Origin of the sequence: Corynebacterium sp. UMB10119B (genome assembly GCF_030228125.1) — a bacterium.
Classification (GTDB): domain Bacteria; phylum Actinomycetota; class Actinomycetes; order Mycobacteriales; family Mycobacteriaceae; genus Corynebacterium; species Corynebacterium pseudogenitalium.
In genome coordinates this window covers 1-19229 of the sequence record NZ_JASPBG010000013.1, presented here as the reverse complement: position 1 = coordinate 19229, position 19229 = coordinate 1, and the positions used below count along the sequence as shown (strand labels likewise).

Sequence of the window (19229 nt, the reverse complement as noted above, 5' to 3'; positions counted from 1 at the left end):
CTATGAACGCAGCAACAACTTCGGAGGCGCAGCTTCGCGAGCACATTGCTGGTGCGAAGCGGGTCGTCGTCAAGCTTGGTACCTCCTCACTGGTCAATGAGGATTCCTCGGTGAGCAGGGTCAAGATTGACCGCCTCGTTGATGCGCTGGTGGACCGCATGGATGCGGGCACGGACGTCGTGGTGGTGTCCTCCGGCGCGATCGCGGCGGGCATGAGCCCTCTGGGGCTGCGAACGCGCCCGCGCGACCTTGCGACGAAGCAGGCGGCTGCAGCGGTGGGGCAGGTGCACCTCGCGCAGGAGTGGGGTGCCTCCTTCGCCAGGCATGGCCGCACGGTGGGCCAGGTGCTGCTGACGCAGGCCGATGCCGGCGTGCGGGAGCGCGCGCGGAACGCCCAGCGCACGATCGACAGGCTGCGGCAGCTGGGCACTGTGCCGATCGTGAACGAGAACGACACGGTGGCGACCTCCGAGATGCGCTTCGGCGATAACGACAGGCTCTCGGCGATTGTGGCGACGCTCATCGGAGCCGATGCGCTCGTGTTGCTTTCAGACGTCGACGGCCTCTACGACCGCAACCCGGCCGACCCGAGCGCGCGCTTTGTCTCTGAGGTCCGCACCGGCGCTGACCTCGAGGGCGTCGTGGCCGGTGACGGTGGTGCGCTCGGGACCGGGGGGATGGCGGCGAAGGTGTCGGCGGCGCGGCTCGCAGCCCGCGGCGGAGTGCCAGTGCTGCTGACCAGCGCGACCAAAATCTCGCAGGCGCTGCAGGACGCAAGCTGCGGAACCGTATTCCACACCCGTGAGCAGTCAACGCTTAGGGCATGGAAATTCTGGGCGCTCTACGCCGCGGACGCTGAAGGCGTGCTGCGCCTGGATAAAGGCGCCGTGCAGGCCGTCACCAGTGGGGGCACGAGCTTACTCGCGGTGGGTATCACCGACATCGAGGGGGACTTCCACGCCGGTGACATCGTGGAGATCCTGGGGCCCGACTCGGAAGCCGTCGGGCGCGGCGAGGTTGCGTATGATGCCGCGGAGCTTGCCGGCATGCTGGGCAAGCACACGGATGAGCTGCCGGAAGGGCAGCGCAAACCCGTCGTGCACGCCGACTATTTATCAAATTTCGCCACCCGTCTGTAAATACACGCTAGGTTGGGGTGCATGAAATTTGCATTCTTACCGAAACCTTGGGACGCAGTCGTCGATGACCTGACAGATCACGGCCACACGTTTGTGGACCTCGACGAGTCTCCAGACGTGTTGGTGTTTCGCGGGAATCCGGAAGATTTCCCAGAGGAATTACCGCCGAGCGTGAAGCTTGTGCAGGTGGCGTATGCGGGCGTCGAAAAGCTGGTAGAGGCAGGGGTGCTCGATGTCGATGTGCCGGTGGCTAATGCCGCTGGGATATACGACGACACTGTGGCCGAGGCGGCACTGGCGCTGCTGTTGGGGGTGCTGCACCGGCACAAGGCGGTGACGCCGCAGTGGAACGACAGGCAGCTCAACGAGGAGACGGACTACCTGTTCGACAACAAGAAGGTCGCGGTGATTGGGGCGGGTGGCATCGGTAAGATGCTGATCCGCTTCCTCGAGCCGTTCGGGCCGGAGATTATTGCGGTGAACCGCTCCGGCAACCCGGTGCCGGGGGCCAAACGCACCGTGGCGATGTCCGAGGCGCAGGATGTGTGGTCGGAGGCGGACTACTTCGTGCTCATCGCGCCACTGACGAAGCAGACGCACCACCTCGTCAACGCGGAGGTGCTGCGCGCGATGAAGCCGAACGCGGTGGTGGTCAACGTTGGCCGTGGCCCACTGATTGATACGGAGGCGCTGACCAAGGCCCTGCAGGATGGCACGATTGCTGGCGCTGGCCTGGACGTGACGGACCCTGAGCCGCTGCCGGAGGATCACCCGCTGTGGCAGATGGACCGCTGCCTGATTACCCCGCACACCGCGAACATCCCGCGCTACATGCAAGCGCGCGTGGGTGAACTGACACGCCGAAACTGGGAGGCACTGCAAGAGGGCCGCCCGTTGCCGACGCAGATTGATGTGGAGGAAGGATACTAATGACGACTATCGAAGCTCAGGTACTGCAGTTGGCGAAGGCTGCGAAGCAGGTGGCGCCGGTGATCGCGACGCTACCGACCGTCCGCAAAAACGCTGTGCTGCAGCACGCGGCGCAGGCGCTGGAAGCACGTACTGCGGAGATTCTGCAGGCCAACGCCCGCGACATCGAGGAAGGCCGCGCGGCTGGCATGGACGAAGCGTTGGTAGACAGGCTCGCGCTGGATGAGCAACGCATCGCGGGCATCGCGGACGGACTGCGTCAGGTCGCGAGCCTCCACGACCCAGTTGGGGATGTGGTGCGCGGCGGCACGATGTACAACGGGATCCGGATGCGCCAGGTTCGCGTGCCGCTCGGCGTGATGGGCATGGTCTACGAGGCCCGCCCGAACGTCACGGTCGATGCGTTTGGCCTGGCGCTGAAGTCAGGCAACGTGGCACTGCTGCGTGGTTCGAAGTCGGCGGCGCATTCGAACGCGGCGCTGGTCGCGGTGCTGCAGGACGTGCTGGCGAAGGAGGGGCTGCCAACCGAGGCGGTCCAGCTGCTGCCGAGCGACTCGCACGACTCCGTCACCGCGCTCATCACGGCACGCGGCCTCGTCGATGTGGTCATTCCGCGCGGCAGCGCCCGGCTTATCGACGCCGTCGTTACCCAAGCAACCGTGCCAACCATCGAGACCGGCACTGGCAACTGCCACGTATACGTGGATGCTTCAGCGGACATTCAGCAGGCGACCGACATTGTCGTCAATGGCAAGACGCGCCGGGTGTCGGTGTGCAACGCGACCGAAACGGTGCTGCTTGACGCGGCGTTGCCGGATGCGGACAAGCTGGCCGTCGTAAAGGCACTGCAGGACGCCGACGTGACCGTCCACGGGGACCCGGCAGCACTTGGTGCGTTCGGGGCTTGCGACGTAGTCGAGGCCGACGAGCACGATTGGGCGGAGGAGTACCTTTCGATGGACGTTGCCGTCGCCGTCGTCGACGGCGTTGAGGGGGCCGCGAAGCACATCGCACGCTACTCCTCGGGGCACACAGAAGCCGTGGTCGCCACCGATGCGCGCGTGCTGCAGTACTTCGCGGACCACGTGGATTCGGCAGCCATCATGCTCAATGCCTCGACCGCGTTTACGGATGGCGAGCAATACGGCATGGGTGCAGAGATCGGGATCTCTACCCAGAAACTGCACGCACGTGGACCAATGGCGCTGCCTGAACTGACAAGCACGAAGTGGATCCTGGAGGGCAGCGGGCAGACTCGAAGTTAGGAAAATGGTGTGGGCGGGCTACACTAATGCGCAGTTTCTTCACACCCGGAGTCCAAGGTGTGACTCATCCATAGAGAAGGTGCATAGTGTTCCGCAAAATGCGTACGTTTTTCCGTCGTCGGCTACCCGTGACTGCAGTTGCGTTCGCCGCAGCAGCAGCTGCGGTGGTTACCCCCGTGCTGCCGACGGAGGAAGCGACCGCCCAGCAGCGGTGCCCTTCGGTCGCGGTAATCGCTGCACGCGGCTCCGGTCAGAATAACCAGATTTACCGAACACGCTATGCCGGGGAAGCCCCGTGGACCTCGAATGGTTGGGAGGGGGAGACCATTCGCGCTTTCCTTCGCTATTCGGAGTCGCGCTACCGTGCCACTCACGGCGGGAACTCCCTGATGAAGGACGTGGAAGTCCTCGGTATGGAGCCGCGCTACTACCCAGCGATTTACCCGGATTATGATGTCCCTTCCGTCGCAGCACCCGCGACGCTGCTGCAGGCGCTGGGTTTGGCTATCCAGTACGCGGTGCCGTTGTTTACGATGGCGCGACAGGCTGGCACGGACTTTATGGACTCCGTCAACATTGGGCGCACTGGCGTGATGGCGCTGGTGAACGACTACGAACGCGCGAGCGGGTGCCATCCGAAGTACGTGCTGTCCGGCTACTCACAGGGCGCGATGATCCTGCTGGAGCACGAGCGTGAGCTGGCACGCCGCGGCAAGCTGGCGGGCGTTGTCTACTTTGGCAACCCGATGACTGCCGCGCGTGATGCTGGCACGGTGGGCGTGGCAAACGGCGGTGCAGGCGGCATGCTCGGCTTCCTGCCGTTTAACACTCGCACCGCGGGTGCGACCCGCAACAAGGTCAACTACTGCTTGCCGCTGGATGCAGTGTGCGATCTTTCCGTCCAGGTCCTGCGGGCCGCTGCCCCGACGGGCGGTACCCACGGCCAGTACTTCCTGCGGTGGAACCGTTGGGATGACCAGGTGGCAGACTCTTTTGGTCGCTTTGTTGATCAGGTTCGGTACCGCTAAGAGTTGAAGGAAGGATAAGGACACAGTCATGGTTTCGTGGAAGCGGGCAGCGTGTAGCGCTCTTGTAACAGCGACGCTGTTGACCAGTGGGGTGTCGGTTGCGCAGGCTCAGGAGACTGAAGCAGGCGTGGCGGTGCCGACGCCGTCACGCGGGGTATACATCCAGTCGCAGAAGTGCCAGTTCCGGACGGATGGCAAGGGCAACGTACTTGTCGACGCCAACGGGCAGCGCATCCCAGTGCTTGACGAGCATGGCAAGCCGGTGTGTGAAGACCTCAACGCCAGCTCGATGTCATCGATGAAGCAGCGCCCAGATTCATCCCCAGAAGGCAAGGAGAAGTTGCCGTGGTGGGGCATCCTGCTCATTGTGCTTGGCTCAATTGTTGGCGTGGGGCTTACAGCGTTCTGGCTCGCTTTCGAGCAGGCGAACGTCTGGATCGGGTAAGCACGTGGCAGAGGCCGTAGCAGCATCATTGCGCGACGCCCGACGAGTGGGCGTCATGGGCGGTACTTTCGACCCGATCCACAACGGCCACCTCGTGGCCGCGAGCGAGGTCGCCGACCGTTTTGACCTTGACGAGGTCGTGTTTGTGCCGACGGGTCAGCCCTGGCAGAAGGCGGATCGGCAGATCACCGACTCTGAAGATCGCTACCTCATGACGGTCATCGCGACTGCCTCGAATCCGAGGTTCTCGGTCTCTCGGGTAGACATTGACAGAGAGGGGCCGACCTACACCCTGGACACGCTGCGGGATTTGCGCGCCCTGTTGCCGCAGGCGGAACTGTTCTTTATCACGGGTGCGGATGCTTTGGCGTCGATAATGTCGTGGCGCGATTGGGACCTGATGTTTGACCTGGCACAGTTTGTCGGCGTGACGCGCCCCGGCTACGAGCTGAGCGAGGCCTTCTTGCCCGAAGACGTGCAGGAGCAGGTGCATTTGATTGAGATTCCTGCGATGGCGATCTCGTCCACGGGGTGCCGCGAGCGCGCCAAAGAAGGCCGCCCGGTGTGGTACCTGGTGCCAGATGGCGTGGTGCAGTACATTGCGAAAAACGACCTATATCGTTCAAGTGGCGAACAGCGCCCTTAGCGTGGGACAATAGGCGCGTTACTGCTATTTTTCATTACTGACGAAGGACTGAGTACTTGACTGCTCTGCAGATCTCTCTTGATCAGGCCGCGATCGCCGCGAAGGCCGCCGACGAGAAGCTCGGCGAGAACATCGGCGTCATCGATGTGTCGAACGTGATCGGCATTACCGATATTTTTGTGATTGTCTCCGCGGACAACGAACGCAAGGTAAACGCGATCGTCCAGGAGATTGAGGACGACATGACCGACGCCGGCTTCGAGCCGAAGCGCCGCGAGGGCGTTCGCGAAAACCGCTGGGTGCTGCTGGACTACGGCAACATCGTGGTGCACGTGCAGCGCAGCCCGGAGCGGGACTTCTACGGCCTGGACCGCCTGTACGCAGACTGCCCGGCAATTAGCGTGGAGGGCCTACCAGCCTACGAACGCCCTGGTGCGTTCGCGGACGGCGAGAGTGTGCGTTCGGCGCAGCAGATTGAAGACCTTCCGTTGGCGGGCGATGCCCCTGAGGACGAGGACGAGTTCTAACACCATGGCGCGACGACTCATCTTGCTGCGACACGGCCAAACCACGTATAACGCCACGTCGAGGATGCAGGGGCAACTCGACACGGAGTTGTCGGAAGAGGGGAGGCAGCAGGCGCGAAACATTGCGCCGGTGTTGACAGAAATGGGCGTCGCCAAGATTGTGGCTTCTGACCTGAGCAGGGCTGCAGTCACGGCGCAGATCGTTGCGGAGCACCTCGAGCTGCCGGTGACCTATGATGGGCGCCTGCGCGAGACGCACCTCGGGCAGTGGCAGGGCAAGACACACGCCGAGGTCGATGGTGCCGACGGCAGCGTTCGCGCCCACTGGCGCAATACCCCAACGTGGGCGCCGCCGGAAGGCGAGAGCCGGATTGACGTCGCGCAACGGGCACGCCCGGTTGTTGACGAGTTGATGGAGCACTTCGACGAGTGGGATGACGCGGCGGTGCTGCTTGTCGCCCACGGAGGTACGATCGCGGCGCTGACGTCGAGCCTGCTGGACCTGGAGATCTCGCAGTACCCGATGATGAAGAGCCTGCGTAACGCGAACTTTGCGCAGCTGCAGGCGTTGCCGCGCTACGGCGAGCCGGACACTGGCGTGCAGTGGTACCTCGAGGCGTGGAACCAGGGGTTGACGGTCTAAATGTCGGTACGGGTTGTTGTTGATTCCTCGGCGGGTTTGCCAGCTGATATTGCCAGTGAGCTCGACATTACGGTGCTCCCGCTGCACGTCATGGAGCATGTCGAAGACGATGAAGTATCGACGAGCGGGCTGTCGGCCTTGGAACTCGCAGCGGCTTACGGGCGTCAGCTCGAGCGCTCTGGGGACGATGGCGTGGTAGCTCTACACCTGTCGAAGCACTTTTCTTCCACCTGGTCCGCGGCGGTTTCTGCTTCGGGGGTGTTCCCGGGGAACGTGCGGGTGCTCGACACCAGTACCGTTGGTATGGCGGTCGGAGCGGCAGCGATGGCCGCGGCGACCGTCGCGCGCGAGGGGGCGAGCCTCGACGAGGTAGAAGCGATGGCCTCGTCCACGCTGAAGCGCTCGGAGACGTGGTGCTACCTGCACCAGCTGGACTGGTTGCGCAAGTCTGGCAGGATTTCCACGGGGACTGCGGTGTTGTCGGCGGCGTTGCTGGCAACGAAGCCGATTCTGCGGATGCACAACGGCAAGCTCGAGTTAGCCGGCAAGACTCGCACCCAGACGAAGGCGTTTTCCAAGCTCACGGAGCTTGTTTTGGAGCGTGCGGATTCCCAGCCGGTGTTTGCTGCGGTGCAGCATGCGGACGCGGAAGAGTCCGCGCAGCAGCTGGCGGGCATGCTTGATGAGGTGCTGCCGCGGCACTCACGAGTGCTGGTGGAGCCAATGGTCGATGTGCTTGCCGCGCACACCGGGCCCGGCGCGATCGGGCTGTCGGTCGTGTTTGGTTCACGCACGTAGCGGCGCTGTCAAGGGGGTTGGCTGCGACTGTGGAGAAGTAGCCTGCACGGGGTGTGCGGTTTGGGGGTTGTCCACAGCGGGTTTGCTTGGTCTGTTGGGGCGAGGACGCCGGTTTTAGCCTGTGGTTATGCAGGTCAGTGAACGGATTCAAGAGCTTACGCGCCCGACTGGTGAGGAGGCGCTGCTGCAGGTGAAGTACCCGACTCCTCGCGTGCACGTTCCGGTGAAGCCGGCGGCCGCGGTGATGGGGGTTGTGATGAGCCTACTGGTGCTGTGGGCGGTGGTGCAGGTCCGCGGACCGGATGTTGCGGAAGAGGACGCACCTGTTTGGGAAAACGTTGCTACTGCGACCGATGTGCCGGAGCGCGTGGTGGTTGCGGTGGTGGGGGAGGTGGCAAATCCTGGGCTGGTGACGCTGAACCAGGGTTCCCGCGTGGCGGATGCGCTGGATATTGCGCAGCCGCTCGACCACGCGGACTTGCTGCAGTTGAATCTCGCTCAAGTGCTTGTCGACGGCCAACAGCTCCACGTCGTCGCAATCGGTGAAGGCCCTGCCGTGCCGGGTGGGGATGGTGGTGGTGCTGTGGAGGCGACAGGTCAGATTTCGCTCAACGGGGCGTCGGCCGCGGAGCTGGTCACGCTGCCCGGGGTGGGGGAGGCGACCGCGGCGGCGATTGTAGCGCACAGGGAGGCGAACGGCCCGTTCCAGAAGGTCGAGGATCTGATGCAGGTCAAGGGGATCGGCCCTGCGAAGTTTGAGGCGATTGCGCCGCTGGTGGGGCTGTAAGCGGTGCAGGAGCTTCGGCTGGTGCCCACGGCGCTGTGCGTCTGGATAGCGACGATCGCGGCTGTTGCCCTCGCGCCGTGGGCGGGGTTCGCTGTAGTTGCCGTGGCGGTAGTGCTGTGCGGGTGTGCGCGTGCGGTGGGCCAGGCGGTGCTGGTCGGTTCTGGTGGCGTGGCGGCCGTCGTGGTGGCCTGGGTCCGCATCACGGTGGCGCGGGCGGGGACGCTGCGCCTGCCGGTGGAGGCCACCGTGACCGCTGCCCCAAAGGAGCTTGCCTCTGGCGGGATGCTGGTACGCGTGCGCGTCGGGAGCGGTGGCGCCGAGCTGCCGGTGTTTGTCCGCGGCGGCGTCCCCGATGGGGTGGTCAGTGGTGCGACGGTGCGGGTGGACGGCACCGTGTCGGAGTCGTCGCGGGTGGGCGTGAACCCGTGGGCGGTCAATGGCACGGTCGAGCCGTTGGCCGGGCCGACGGGTGCATCCGGGTGGGCGCAGCACGTGCGGGCAACGTTCGCCGATGCGGTGCGCGAGCACGTCGGGGAACACTCGCAGGGCCTCATCCCGGGCATGGTGCTGGGCGACACCTCGATGCAGGGGGCGTCGGAGCAGCAGGCGTACATCGCTACCGGGCTATCGCACCTCTCGGCGGTATCGGGTTCGAACGTTGCCATTGTGACGACGTTCGCCGTGGTAGTAGCTGCAGCGCTGCGCATCGGACTCTACGGCAGGCTCGTTGCAGCGGGTGCTGCGTTGGCGGTGTTCGCCTTGCTCGTTGGGCTGGAGCCGAGCGTGCTGCGGGCATCGGTGATGGGGCTGGTGGGACTCGTTGCGGTGGTGGCGTCGAGTCAAACGGAGGTTATTCACGCGTTGTGCCTGGCGGTGATTGCGCTTATTTTCTTCGATACTGACCTGGCGATGCACTACGGGTTTGCGCTGTCGGTGGCTGCGACCGTCGGCATCGTGGTGCTCTTCCCGCTGTTCTACAGGGCGCTGGCACCGACGGCGTTGCCGGACATCCTCGTGCGCGCCGTCGCGGTCGCCATCGCCGCAGACGTTGCGACGATGCCGCTCGTGGCCGCGATGGCGGGGCAGGTCTCGCTGGTCTCTGTTGGCGCGAACGTGCTGGTGGCCCCCGTCACGCCCCTGGTGACGGTGCTCGGGCTGTGCGCGGTGGTGCTGGCGGTGCTGCCGGGAGGTCTTGAGGCGATCGTGCTGTGGGTGATCTCCCCGCTGACCTGGTGGGTCCACACTGTGGCTGAACGTGGAGCGGCGCTGCCCGCCGCCACAGTCGCTGCGAACCCGGTGACGGTGCTCATCGGCTACGGGTGGGTGGTCGCCGTGCTGTTGCTTGTGCCGTGGCGCCGCCGGACACTGGCGCTGTGCCTGACCTGCGCGGTGGTAGCAAGCGCTTGTTTCGCGTGGCCACGAGGCACCGTTGTGGATCCCGCGACGCTCCGCAGCCACGTCGTGGCCACCAAAGACGACATCCTCCCCGTCCCGCCAGGCACCGAGCTCGTTGTGGTGTTGGAAGAAGGCAGCGCGCCCAAGCGGCCGGCAGCAACCCCGGACGGCATCCCCGTCATCTTCCCCAACCGGGGAGCGGTGCCCGTCCTCTACGCAGATGGGAGGCAACAGCTACGCTAAGAAGCATGCTCAACCCAGTGCACCTGGTCCTCGGGGAAGACGAGTTCCTCGCCGAACGCGCCACCAAAGCCATCATTGCCCAGCTCAGCCCAGCTGCGGAGCGCACCACCCTGCGCGCAGGCGACGTCACCGAAGGCGAGCTGGCCATGGCGACGAGCCCGTCACTGTTCGCCGAGGAACGCATCGTGCTGATCAAGAACACCGAGCTGGCAGGCAAGGAACCGCTCGAGATCCTGCTGCGCGCCTGCGTGGACCCGGCGCCCGGTATGACGCTGATCATCGAGCACTCCGGAGGTGGGCGTCAAAAAGCCTATGTGAAGAAGTTCGAAAAGATTGCCGAGGTCCACCGCGCGAACCCGCTGCGCGACCGCGACCGGCACTCGTGGCTCACCCAGGAGTTTAGGCGCTACGGGCAGCGCCCAACCCCGGACACTGTCGCTGCGCTGCTCGAATCCGTCGGCTCTGACCTGCGGGAACTCGCCAGTGCGGTGAGCCAGCTCGTGGCGGACACCGACGGGGAAGTCGACGTAAACGCTGTGCGCAACTACTACACGGGCGTGGCGGAAGTCGCGGGCTTCGACATCGCGGAGCAGGCCATCGCCGGGCGCGCCGACCGCGCGCTCGCCTCCACGCGCCGGGCACTGCAGCTGGGCACGAGTCCAGTGGCGATCGCGGCGGCGCTCGCGCACAAGGTCGGGGACATCGCCAAGCTGTACGGGGTGCGGGGTAACCCGGACCAGCTCGCGCGAACGGTCGGGATGCACCCCTTTGTGGTGAAGAAGACCATGAACGTTGCGCGCCAGTGGTCGGGTGATGCGGTGTCGCAAGCCGTCATCATCGTCGCTGAGCTGGAGTCTACGGTGAAGGGCAATGGTGGGGAGCCGGAGTACGCGGTGGAAGAAGCAGTCCGCAGGATTGCCCAACTCGCGTGATAGCGTAGGAAAACTATGACGCAGCAACAACCGAACGAGATCCCCGAAGACGTTCAAGCCTTCGCCACCCGCCTCTTTCAGATGGCGCGTGGCGGCGAGGCAACCCTGCTCGATTACGTTGACCAGGGCGTCGACGTCAATCTGGCGAACCAGGACGGAAACTCGTTGTTGATGCTCGCCGGCTACTCCGGGCACCTCGCCCTGACCGAAGGGCTCATCGCGCGCGGCGCAGACGTCAACGCGCTGAACGCGCGCGGGCAAAGCCCGCTGGCAGGGACGATCTTCAAGAAAGAAGACGACATCGCCCGTGCACTTATCAACGCGGGTGCCGACGCCACCATCGGCACCCCAAACGCCATCGACACAGCGAGCATGTTCGGCCGTGAGGACCTCATCGACCTGCTTCAGGGCACGCAGCGGTGATCGCGCCGGCAGATCTCGCGGTCATTGTCGGTCTGAACTTGGTTGGTGCAGCCGCGCCTGGGCCCGACGTCATCCTGGTCACGCGTACCGCGACGCGCTCGCGGCCGCACGCGTGGGCAACGACGTGCGGAATCCAGCTCGGTGTGCTGTGGTGGTGCTCGCTGACCGTGTTCGGTGCGGCGGCGCTGCTGACCGCCGTGCCGCGCGCGCTGCAGGTAGTGCAGGTGATCGGCGGAGCGTATCTGGTATGGATGGGTATCAACGCGGTGCGCCAGGGTTGGCGCGACCGGCGCAACCCACCGCTTTCCCTCGAGGAAGCAGAGCAGCGGCTCGGCAGCCTGCGCACGAGCTTTGTTCGGGGGCTGTCCACCAACCTGGCGAACCCGAAAATCGTGCTGGCGTTGTCCGCCATGATTGCGCCACTGCTGCCAGCTAGTCCGTCGTGGGCAACGCAGATTGTGGTGATCTTGTCGCTGTGGGCCAGCTCGTTCATCCTGTTCGGCGTGCTCACGCAGGTGGTGTCTACGAACCGGGTGCGGCGCAAATTACTAGCCGCCGGGCCCGCAATCGATATGGGCTCCGGCGGCTTCTTCTGCGTTGTTGGCGCGCTCCTCGTGGTGCGTGGTCTGCTTAGCGCAGGCTGAGCAGGAAGTCCACGGTGGCGGTACTTGCAGATGGATCCGTGAACCACGTGTGGCCGCCACCTTCGACGCGCTGCAGCTCAGTTCGGGCGCCACAGGCAGGGCTCAACGTGGTGACGTTGCCCAGGCGGGTCTCGGTGGCGGAGCCCGCGATGCAGCCGTTCTTGTCCATGAACAGGTTGAACACGTCGTTGACGGAACGGAACGGCTTGCCGTGGCGGTTACCGCCGTCGTAGCCGACGACGTTGTCGTTGGTGCCGTGCATGATGAGCGTCGGCACGGAACCGCTCTTGCAGCCCTCGACGGTCGGGTTGTAATAGGCGCCCGCCACAGAGGCGATACCGTTGACAAGCTCAGGGGCGTGGCAGGCGAGCGAGGCCACCATGCCACCGCCGTTGGAAAGTCCGACGGCGCTCACGCGGTTGCGGTCGGCGCCGAAGTTCTCGACGAGGTCGTCGATAATCGCGCGGGTGTATGCAATGTCCTCGCGCGTCGACGTACGTGCGTACGGTGCACCCGCCCAAGCCTGGGACTCGCCCTCGGCGTAGACGACGATGGCGCGGCCCGCAGCAGCGGACTCGAGGTGGGCGTAGCCCTGCATCTGGTCGGCGGTGTGCTGCCACCCGCCGTAACCAATGATGACGGGGTAGGACTTTCCTTCCTCATAGCCCGAAGGCAACACCACATTGTAGGAGCGCGACAGGCCATCAGCATTGACGGTGCGGCGCTCCTGGGAACCGCGGCGGCCCGGCTCGTGCGAGGAGCCGATCGTGCCGGTGACCGGGCCCAAAATCACAATGGCCGCGACAAGGCCGACGAGCAGCGCCAGCCGGTCCAACCGAATGTTTTGCGGGTTCAACATCTTCTGGAGCTGACGTAGGTCAGGCATCTGCTGCGCCTGAGCGGTAGGGGTGACGGCGGACTGCTCAGGGGCCACCGCTACGGCGCCCAACGTCAGAGTTGTAGCTGTTACTGCTGCGCAAAGCGCACGACGATAGTTCTTCACAAATTCAGTATCGTAGAGCAGATCCAGCAATGTTACGAATGCAAAAAATCCTGCGCACCGGACGGAGCCGGGGCACAGGATTGCTATGCGCGAAAAGCTTAGGCCATCTTGTTCAGAGCGCGAGCCATGTTCGACTTCTTGTTCGCCGCGTTGTTGCGGTGGAACACGCCCTTGGACACAGCCTTGTCCAGCTTGCGGGAAGCGAAACGGAGCTGCTTCTCAGCGGCAGCCTTGTCGCCGGACTCAACAGCCTCACGGAACTTACGGATCTCCGTGCGGACAGCGGAACGGACGGATTTGTTGCGAACGCGACGCTTCTCGTTGGTGAGAACGCGCTTCTTCTGCTGCTTGATGTTAGCCATAATGTGCACCTCTTAAATAAGTTGGTATCGATTGCAATGTCGAAGATTCGGCAACGGGCTGTTGCTGCGTAATGCTTTGAACTTGACGCGAACCCAAGGTCCTGCCCGCGTAGATCACGCACCCGAAACCGGATACAAACAACTCGACTAAGATACCCCACCACGAGAAACGGGGCAAGTGGCAGGCTTACTAGGTCCAGTGGTAGGTGTCGCGCAGCCGGTTCGCCACGCGATCGAAGCGCCGAGCGGGGAGGGTGGCGCCTCGCCGGTGGATACTTGCCTCCGGCACGACAAGCAGCAGGTCCAGGCGCAGCCAGCCGGGCTGACCGGAGGCGTCCCAGTCCCCGGTGCCGATGCCGAGCCACTCCTCAGTGGCGGACGCAGGGTCCGACACCGGCTCCTCGCCGCAGTGGATGAGCAGGGCGAGAACATCGTGGTGGTCGCGTCCGACGACGAGCATCGCGCGTTCCTCCGGGGGAGTCGACGGCACGAGCGCCCACACGACCTCGCCGGGCTCGGCGTTGCCGTCCATGTCCGGACCGTAATACAGGTTCCGGGCGTGTTGCTCCGTAGGTTGGACGTCGATACGCGTGGCGGTGGTGCGGGTCTTGGTGCCGGGGGTGAGCCCGAGGCGCTCGTTGAGCAGCGCGAGCCCCTCCTCGAGGGAGGCACGCCGTTGCTGTTGAAGCTTGCGCCAGAAAACCATGGTGCAAACTTTAAGTGTTTTGCCTGGCCTGGGCAAGGTTGTGTTTCGAAATGGGGCACTGCGAGGTAGAGTGGCACAATTATGGCTGCCCAAAAACGAAATTTCGCGGAAACCACGTTCACGGACCCGGAGCGGATCCGAAACTTCTGCATTATTGCCCACATTGACCACGGAAAATCCACGCTCGCGGACCGCATTTTGCAGCTGTCTGATGTCGTCGAGGCCCGTGAGATGCGTGATCAGTACCTGGACAATATGGATATTGAACGCGAGCGCGGCATTACTATTAAGGCCCAGAACGTGCGCCTGCCATGGACACCGCGCTCCGGCGAGTACGAGGGGCAGGAGATGGTCCTGCAGATGATCGACACGCCGGGCCACGTCGACTTCTCCTACGAGGTCTCGCGCGCACTCGAGGCGTGTGAGGGCGCAATCTTGCTTGTCGACGCCGCCCAGGGCATCGAAGCCCAGACCCTGGCGAATCTGTACATGGCCATGGACAATGACCTGGAAATCATCCCGGTCCTCAACAAAATCGACCTACCGGCAGCCGACCCGGAGAAGTACGCGCTGGAGATCGCCAACATCATCGGCTGCGAGCCGGAGGACGTGCTGCGCGTATCCGGCAAGACAGGTGAGGGCGTCCCGGAGCTTCTGGATAAGGTCGTCGAACTAATCCCGGCACCGTCGTCAGAGTTTGACGCCGACGCGCCAGCCCGCGCCTTGATCTTCGACTCCGTCTACGACACCTACCGCGGCGTCGTTACCTACATCCGCATGATGGACGGCAAGCTGCTGCCGAACCAGCAAGTGCAGATGATGAACACCGGCGTGCGCCACGAGATCCTCGAGATCGGCGTCGTCTCGCCAACCATGAAGAAGACCAAGGGGCTCGGCCCCGGCGAGGTCGGCTACCTGATCACCGGCGTGAAGGATGTGCGCGAAACCCGCGTCGGCGACACCGTGACCTGGGCTAACAAGGGCGCAGAGGAGCCACTCGACGGCTTCGAAGAGGTCAAGCCGATGGTGTACTCGGGCCTGTTCCCGGTCTCGCAGGAGGACTTCCCGGCGCTGCGCGAGTCGCTGGAGAAGCTGCAGCTTAACGACGCCTCCCTGACCTGGGAGCCAGAGACCTCCGTGGCGCTGGGCTTCGGTTTCCGCTGTGGTTTCCTGGGGCTGCTCCACATGGAGATCACCCGCGACCGCCTCGAGCGCGAGTTCGACCTGGACCTGATTTCCACCGCGCCGTCGGTCACCTACCGCGTGATCGCCGAGGACGGTTCGGAGCAGATGGTGCACAACCCATCCGACTGGCCAGGTGGCAAGCTGCAGGCGGTGTATGAGCCGATCGTCAACATGACAATCATCGTCCCGCAGGAGTTCGTCGGCACCACGATGGAGCTGTGCCAGTCGAAGCGCGGCACCATGAAGAACATGGAGTACCTCTCGGAGGACCGCGTCGAGCTGCGCTACTACATGCCGCTCGGCGAGATCATCTTCGACTTCTTCGACATGCTCAAGTCCCGCACCAAGGGCTACGCCTCCCTGAACTATGAGGACGCCGGCGAGCAGGAAGCGGACCTGGTCAAGGTGGACATCCTGCTGCAGGGTGACCCCGTGGACGCGTTCTCCGCGATCGTGCACAAGGACTCCGCGCAGTGGTACGGCAACAAGATGACCAAGAAGCTCAAGGAGCTCATCCCACGCCAGCAGTTCGAGGTCCCCGTGCAGGCGGCGATTGGTTCGAAGATCATCTCGCGTGAAAACATCCGTGCGCTGCGCAAGGACGTGTTGTCCAAGTGCTATGGCGGCGACATTTCGCGTAAGCGCAAGCTGCTGGAGAAGCAGAAGGCCGGTAAGAAGCGTATGAAGGCGATCGGCTCGGTCACCGTGCCGCAGGAGGCGTTCGTCGCGGCGCTGTCGACCGACGAGGCGTAGCCCCTCAGCGCCGAGTGTGGTGGAAATCACCACGCAATTTACGGTCTATATTCTTTGTGAGGCATCCACCGCGCGAGTGCGTGGTGGATGTTTTTGTGACCTTGAAGTTTCGTTAGTGTGCGGCGCCTGTTTGTGACCAGGCGCTGAAAATGTACTGAATGGGCCAAGGTGTGACAGCTCGTAAACGTGCAGGCAGGAGAATTGTCTACCGTGTTTCATATGTTTTTGTCGGGCTAATTAGGATGCGTGTTTTCGGGAAACTTTGAAGTAGCATCAGGGCGATTTTATTGCCTCCGAAAGGACACCCCTCATGCGAAACTTTGGAGCGTCCCGCGCCGCCCGCCGACGTGCGCTGATCGCCGGAACCATCATCTGCTCACTCGCGCTTAACGACGCGCCCGCTCTCGCGGCGGACCCGCACCCCGCTGTAGAGCAGGCACAATCTGAAAATGACGCCATCGCCGCCGGCCGCGTCACCTCGTTGGAGCAGATCGAGCAGCAGCAGGTGCAGGGAGTCGTGCAGGGCCGCGCAGTGCTGGCTACGGACGCCTACTCGCTGAATGCACAACAGCAGGGACTTGGAAACGGCTACACCGTCTACCTGCAGTGGATGGACAACACGTCCCCGGCGTCGCCAGTGTTCACTGCGAGCACCCACACACTTGCCGACGGCACCCCTCCGGGAGAAGGCTACTTCGTCTTCGACAACCTCGACTGGGTCGACTCCGAAGGCGCCCTGCACCGCTTCGCCCCGGAATCTGGAGGCAAACGGACCCGCTACAAGCTGTGGCTGCGCCCCAACCAGCAAGGCCCCGCTGGCAACACCCTGGTCACGCTGCGCCAGGGACCAGGTTCCGGTGTCGGATTCATGAGCCCCGACACCGACGAATTACTCGGCGCCAAAGTCATCGAAGGCTCCGCACTGACGCACGCCCACATCTACGCCTCCGAACAACCCTCCACCGCCGACGCCCCCTTCGCGTTCGCCCGCCCGCGCGCTGAGTGGCAACTCGACGAGCACGGCCCCGCCGGAGATCGACCACAGTACTCAGTCTCCGGCGCGGTGTACTGGTCCAGTATCAACCAGGAAGACGGATTCCCGCGCAAAACCGAAGGCCAAGATGGCGACGGCCACTACGTGGTGATGAGCCGGTTGAGCGAAGAGGGCGTCGAAAAGCTCAGCGAGGCCACCGGCGACATCGCAGACCCTGCCGAGCTTTCCCGCGCACAAGCCGCATACCTGCGCGAACACCCCGAAGCGATCGCTGAAACCGTGATGGCCAAGGTCGAGCACGGCCACTACACCGTGCGATTCAGCGGCCGCGTAACCGAAGACTCGCTGTACGGCTTCGTCGTCGCAGGCTCGAAGCACTCTGGGCCAACGCAGCAGGTGCTCCCGGCGTACTCGGGATGGTCCGTGCCGATGTTTGGCCCCGCCGGCGAACACTCCGTACTCCCCGCAGCCCAGTACCGCGCGGAAGGCATCTTCGCCGCCGACGGCGTCCACTTCGCCCTCGTCCCCGACGCCTCCGACCCCCGCCTCCACCTCAGCGCCTCCACCGGCCTGCACCGCGCCGCGCCTGGAGCCGACGTGCACCCCTTCGTAGAAATGGTTTCCGCACTTGGCCAGTCCGCCGACATCGAGTGGACCAACGCACGAGGCGAAATCGTCGGCGCCTGCAACGACGACAACCTCAACACCTGCACCTTCACCGTCCCCGATGACACCCCCGACGGCGCCACCTTCCAGGGTCGATTGATGCTCGAGTCCCAAATTGTGGACTCCGCGCAATTCTCAGTCAGCGCCAAACCACTCGCCGAGGACTACCAGCCGGAATGGCAACCAATCACCGTCGAGGCAGGGAAGCGCACCACGGCGCCGTCACCCACACTCGCCCCCACAAGTCGTCCCGCGCCTGACGACATCAGCTTCGCCCGCGACGCCCACACACAAGATTGGGTCACCGTATCCTCCGACGGTTCCCTCACTGTCGCACCGCCCGCCGGGACAAAGGCCGGGCGCCACGACGTCCCGGTTTTGGTTACCTACCCGGACCAGTCCACCGAGACGGTTACTGTCGCTGTGACAGTGTCCGCAGCTGAGGCTGAGGCCACGCCGTCGAGTTCGGCGCCGAGTGTGGTGCCGAGTGTAGCGCCTAGTTCGACGTCTACTCCGAAGTCGAAGCCGTCCGCGCCGCGGACAACTACGTCTGCTCCGTCGAGTGCTGAAAGTTCCACGCCGCGGACAACCGCGAAGCCGAAGCCTTCAACTGCAACGTCTGCTCCGAAGACCTCTCCGCGGACAACCGCAACCACCAAGTCGTCCGCCCCGCGGACAACCGCAACGACGAAACCGTCCGCGCCGCGGACAACCGCGAAGCCGAAACCGTCAGCCACGACGTCTGCTCCGAAGTCCACGCCGCGGACAACCGCAACGACGAAACCGTCCGCGCCGCGGACAACCACGACCACGACCACGAAACCGTCGGCTACGAGGCCGGCACCGAAGTCCACGCCGCGGACAACTAGGCCTGCTTCGTCGAGTGCTGAAAGTTCCGCGCCGCGGACAACCACGACCACCAAGCCGTCCGTCCCGCGGACAACCACGACCACGAAACCGTCGGCTACGAGGCCGGCTCCGAAGTCCACGCCGCGGACAACCGCAACGACCAAACCGTCTGCCCCGCGGACAACCACGACCACGAAACCGTCGGCTACGAGGCCGGCTCCGAAGTCCACGCCGTGGACAACCGCAACGACCAAACCGTCCGCCCCGCGGACAACTAGGCCTGCTCCGTCGAGCGCTGAAAGTTCCGCCCCGCGGACAACCGCGACCACGAAACCGTCCGCCCCGCGGACAACGAAGGCACCGACTTTGGATGCCCTCGTTGAGGGGGTGACAGAGCTCCGAGGTGGCGCTGACCATGCGGGGCAGAGGCTAACAGTGTCGGTAACAGGTCAGGGCGAGTCGGCTGTGCAGGCGAACAACAAAAAGAGGTGGAGTCTCCGGTTGTCGCGGCCGTTGCGTGCGGGGGACGTCGTGAAGGTTCGTGATGCTGCCGGCAACGAAACGAAAATGACTGTTCAAGCGAAACCGACGGCAGCACCTACGCCAGGCTCCTCGACGGGCAGCATCGTTGGTATCGTGCTCGGAATCTTGGCGGTGTTGATCGGTGGTGCTGTCGCGTTCGGGCTGCACACGGGTATGTTGAAGCTGCCCGGGGTGCTGCATCGATGAGGTGAGGCTCGGCCGTAAAACCTAAAAGGTAGTAACAGGATGGTAGTAATCCCTTTTTCGGGGGCTGCGGATGTTTTGTTGGAGTGCATCACGAGGGACTTTGTCTCGTAGTTATGCACTCAGCGCCTGTCTATGCT

The 19229-nt window shown here is 64.0% G+C and carries 19 protein-coding genes; 16 read left to right on the top strand and 3 right to left on the bottom strand.

Annotated features, from left to right (window positions below; translation table 11 throughout):
- Positions 1-2 precede the first annotated feature (2 nt).
- The 14 genes from proB (at position 3) to QP802_RS09425 (ending at position 11845) form a co-directional block, all read left to right on the top strand.
- Positions 3-1139 (top strand): glutamate 5-kinase, encoded by a 1137-nt coding sequence (gene proB, locus QP802_RS09490; protein ID WP_284818534.1) that lies wholly within the window; start codon positions 3-5, stop codon positions 1137-1139.
- Between the two features lie 21 nt (positions 1140-1160).
- A complete protein-coding gene (locus QP802_RS09485; protein WP_070478395.1) occupies positions 1161-2069 on the top strand; it encodes a D-isomer specific 2-hydroxyacid dehydrogenase family protein in 909 nt (302 codons plus the stop codon).
- On the top strand, positions 2069-3334 hold the full coding sequence (locus tag QP802_RS09480; RefSeq protein ID WP_284818532.1) for a glutamate-5-semialdehyde dehydrogenase: 1266 nt from the start codon (positions 2069-2071) through the stop codon (positions 3332-3334). The genes QP802_RS09485 and QP802_RS09480 overlap by 1 nt, the downstream gene beginning before the upstream one ends.
- A 98-nt stretch (positions 3335-3432) precedes the next feature.
- On the top strand, positions 3433-4362 hold the full coding sequence (locus QP802_RS09475) for a cutinase family protein (RefSeq protein WP_070478481.1): 930 nt from the start codon (positions 3433-3435) through the stop codon (positions 4360-4362).
- A 28-nt stretch (positions 4363-4390) separates the two neighbouring features.
- Positions 4391-4807: a hypothetical protein gene (locus QP802_RS09470; protein ID WP_284818530.1), complete on the top strand. Its 417-nt coding sequence runs from the start codon at positions 4391-4393 to the stop codon at positions 4805-4807.
- A 4-nt stretch (positions 4808-4811) separates the two neighbouring features.
- Positions 4812-5453 carry a nicotinate-nucleotide adenylyltransferase gene (gene nadD, locus QP802_RS09465; RefSeq protein ID WP_256000919.1) on the top strand — a complete coding sequence of 214 codons (642 nt, stop codon included), beginning with the start codon at positions 4812-4814 and terminating at the stop codon, positions 5451-5453.
- A gap of 56 nt (positions 5454-5509) precedes the next feature.
- Positions 5510-5980 carry a ribosome silencing factor gene (gene rsfS, locus QP802_RS09460; RefSeq protein WP_070478390.1) on the top strand — a complete coding sequence of 157 codons (471 nt, stop codon included), beginning with the start codon at positions 5510-5512 and terminating at the stop codon, positions 5978-5980.
- A gap of 4 nt (positions 5981-5984) precedes the next feature.
- On the top strand, positions 5985-6623 hold the full coding sequence (locus tag QP802_RS09455; RefSeq protein WP_284818528.1) for a histidine phosphatase family protein: 639 nt from the start codon (positions 5985-5987) through the stop codon (positions 6621-6623).
- The gene (locus QP802_RS09450; RefSeq protein ID WP_284818526.1) at positions 6624-7421 is read left to right on the top strand and encodes a DegV family protein; all 798 of its coding nucleotides are present in this window, start codon (positions 6624-6626) and stop codon (positions 7419-7421) included.
- 127 nt (positions 7422-7548) lie between these two features.
- Complete coding sequence (locus tag QP802_RS09445) at positions 7549-8208, top strand: ComEA family DNA-binding protein (RefSeq protein WP_407933413.1); 660 nt, start codon at positions 7549-7551, stop codon at positions 8206-8208.
- Between the two features lie 3 nt (positions 8209-8211).
- Positions 8212-9846 carry a ComEC/Rec2 family competence protein gene (locus QP802_RS09440; protein WP_284818522.1) on the top strand — a complete coding sequence of 545 codons (1635 nt, stop codon included), beginning with the start codon at positions 8212-8214 and terminating at the stop codon, positions 9844-9846.
- A 5-nt stretch (positions 9847-9851) separates the two neighbouring features.
- Complete coding sequence (gene holA, locus QP802_RS09435) at positions 9852-10778, top strand: DNA polymerase III subunit delta (protein WP_070362053.1); 927 nt, start codon at positions 9852-9854, stop codon at positions 10776-10778.
- 15 nt (positions 10779-10793) lie between these two features.
- A complete protein-coding gene (locus tag QP802_RS09430) occupies positions 10794-11201 on the top strand; it encodes an ankyrin repeat domain-containing protein (RefSeq protein ID WP_284818520.1) in 408 nt (135 codons plus the stop codon).
- Entirely contained in the window at positions 11201-11845 is a 645-nt protein-coding gene (locus QP802_RS09425; RefSeq protein WP_284818577.1) for a LysE family translocator, read from the top strand. Before QP802_RS09430 ends, QP802_RS09425 begins: the two co-directional genes overlap by 1 nt.
- Here the strand turns inward: QP802_RS09425 and QP802_RS09420 are convergent.
- The 3 genes from QP802_RS09420 to QP802_RS09410 all read right to left on the bottom strand — a co-directional run bounded on the left by QP802_RS09420 (position 11832) and on the right by QP802_RS09410 (position 13916).
- Positions 11832-12848, bottom strand: a complete 1017-nt coding sequence (locus QP802_RS09420; RefSeq protein ID WP_141742220.1) for a CE1 family esterase — start codon at positions 12846-12848, stop codon at positions 11832-11834. The two genes, QP802_RS09425 and QP802_RS09420, sit on opposite strands and share 14 nt — an antisense overlap.
- Before the next feature lie 98 nt (positions 12849-12946).
- Positions 12947-13210 (bottom strand): 30S ribosomal protein S20, encoded by a 264-nt coding sequence (gene rpsT, locus QP802_RS09415; protein WP_070362056.1) that lies wholly within the window; start codon positions 13208-13210, stop codon positions 12947-12949.
- Between the two features lie 190 nt (positions 13211-13400).
- Positions 13401-13916 (bottom strand): type II toxin-antitoxin system PemK/MazF family toxin, encoded by a 516-nt coding sequence (locus QP802_RS09410; protein ID WP_070362057.1) that lies wholly within the window; start codon positions 13914-13916, stop codon positions 13401-13403.
- An 81-nt stretch (positions 13917-13997) separates the two neighbouring features.
- On the opposite strand from QP802_RS09410, the gene lepA reads away from it, so the two are divergent.
- Together lepA and QP802_RS09400 are read left to right on the top strand one after the other, a co-directional pair.
- The gene (lepA, locus tag QP802_RS09405) at positions 13998-15854 is read left to right on the top strand and encodes a translation elongation factor 4 (protein WP_070362058.1); all 1857 of its coding nucleotides are present in this window, start codon (positions 13998-14000) and stop codon (positions 15852-15854) included.
- 310 nt (positions 15855-16164) lie between these two features.
- Positions 16165-19092 carry a Rib/alpha-like domain-containing protein gene (locus tag QP802_RS09400; RefSeq protein WP_284818517.1) on the top strand — a complete coding sequence of 976 codons (2928 nt, stop codon included), beginning with the start codon at positions 16165-16167 and terminating at the stop codon, positions 19090-19092.
- The last annotated feature ends 137 nt before the right edge of the window (positions 19093-19229 follow it).